General features: G+C 48.3%; 1 protein-coding gene. It reads left to right on the top strand.

Features of this window, described 5'->3' with window-relative positions:
• Positions 1-175 precede the first annotated feature (175 nt).
• Positions 176-1,826 (top strand): acyltransferase family protein (locus tag IBX50_RS20295; RefSeq protein ID WP_292258204.1); only part of this gene is annotated, 1,651 nt, incomplete at its 3' end.

Genomic DNA, 1,826 nt, shown 5'->3' with positions numbered 1-1,826 from the left:
ACCCTCATAAATAAGGGGAAGCGGATTCTAGCATGGTGTTAATGCATAAACCAGCTTCACTGGCAATCTGAAGAAGCCTTAATATCAGCCAAAAGATCCCTCTCGATAGCAAGGAGAAAAATAATGATATAAAATTGCTGCCATCTACGGTTTTTATCAGAAAAGGTGGGGGAGTATGGACAGTTTTCGCAAGGATATTAACGGATTAAGAGCCTGGGCCGTGGTTGCTGTGGTGCTTTTCCACTTTGGTGTGCCTGGCTTTGATGGCGGTTTTATCGGTGTTGATGTGTTTTTTGTGATTTCCGGCTTTCTGATGACCGGGATCATTTTGGATAAACTGGCTACCCCCCCCCTATCGTCAGCAACTGGTAATGTCAAGTCCTTCTCAATAATCGGTTTTTATCTTGCCCGTGCTCGGCGTATCCTTCCTGCCTTAATGGCGCTATGTGTCGCACTTCTGATGCTAGGTTGGTTCTTTCTGCCTGCGCTTGATTATCGGATGTTGGCAACCCATGTCATAACGGCTCTGGTATTTATCTCCAATATCAAATTCTGGCGTGAGGCAGGCTATTTTGATGCTGCTTCGCATGAAAAGCTGCTGCTCCATACTTGGTCGCTTTCAGTTGAGTGGCAGTTTTACCTGCTGTTTCCTGTGGCGCTGGTTATCTTATGGAAGTTATGGCCCAATCGGCGCTTCATTGGGATTATGCTGCTTGCAGGTTTTGTGACTTCTCTGGCGATTTCTGTAGTGATGACTCGCTTAACACCTGCGGCTGCTTTTTATCTGTTGCCGACTCGTGCCTGGGAAATGCTCGCCGGTGGTTTGGTGTATTTTTATGCCAGTCAATTTCGCCCCTCGCAAGGTTGGGCAAAGCTGCTGGAAGCCTTAGGGTTTGGTTTGATCCTCGCCAGCATCTTCTTGTTTGATGGCACTACACCCTGGCCGGGTTGGCAGGCTTTAATTCCAGTCCTTGGGACAGTTTTAGTGTTGTTGGCGGCGCGTTCTGACTCCTGGCTTTCCGGCACCGCCATTGCTCAGTGGCTGGGTAAAACATCCTATTCAATTTATTTGTGGCACTGGCCGTTCAGCGTTGCTCTGATCTACTTTGGTGTACAGGGCGAGGTTCTGCCTGTTCTTGTTGGTCTGTTGCTTACACTATTATTTGGATGGGCATCCTGGGCTTATATCGAACAACCTGCTCGCCGAGGGTTGATGCAATTTAGCAAAATCCCACAAATTGCTGTCACTGGCTTGCTGGTGTTCATCATTGCCGCACCTGCTTTGGCTATAAGGGCTCAGGATGGTGTGGCGGGAAGGCTTGACCCAAGGATTGATGCAATCTTTGCAGAAGTAGAGAACAAGAACCCACGTATTGATGAGTGCCATTCTAGTGGGGCAAAGCCAGTACCAGGCTGTACCTATGGGGGTGATAAGCTTGGGGCAATTGTTATGGGAGACAGCCACGCACTTTCGATGGTTACTTCAGTAGCAGCAGCTCTTCCAAGTAAAGATTTGCATGTGCTTGAATGGTCTCGAAGTAGTTGTCGAACAATTAAAGGACTCATTCAGGAAAGACGGCATGGAGGATTATGTGGTCAGCATGTGGCGGAGTCTATAGTACGATCTTCTGAACTGGAACCTAATGCCCCCCTGCTAATCGTAGATAGGATCAGCTCTGGCTTACACGGCCCGAATGAGAGCACTCCCACCGTAGCACCAACTGAATACCTTTCCGGGCCATTTGAACAAAGAACCGATGAATTCTTTGCTGAAATGCAGGATGGCATGGTTGAAACTGCTTGTGCATTTGCAGAACACCGCCCTG

The organism is Marinospirillum sp. (assembly GCF_014859565.1).
The sequence above is the reverse complement of the archived record's forward strand: the minus strand, read 5'-3'. Positions and strand labels throughout refer to the sequence as shown.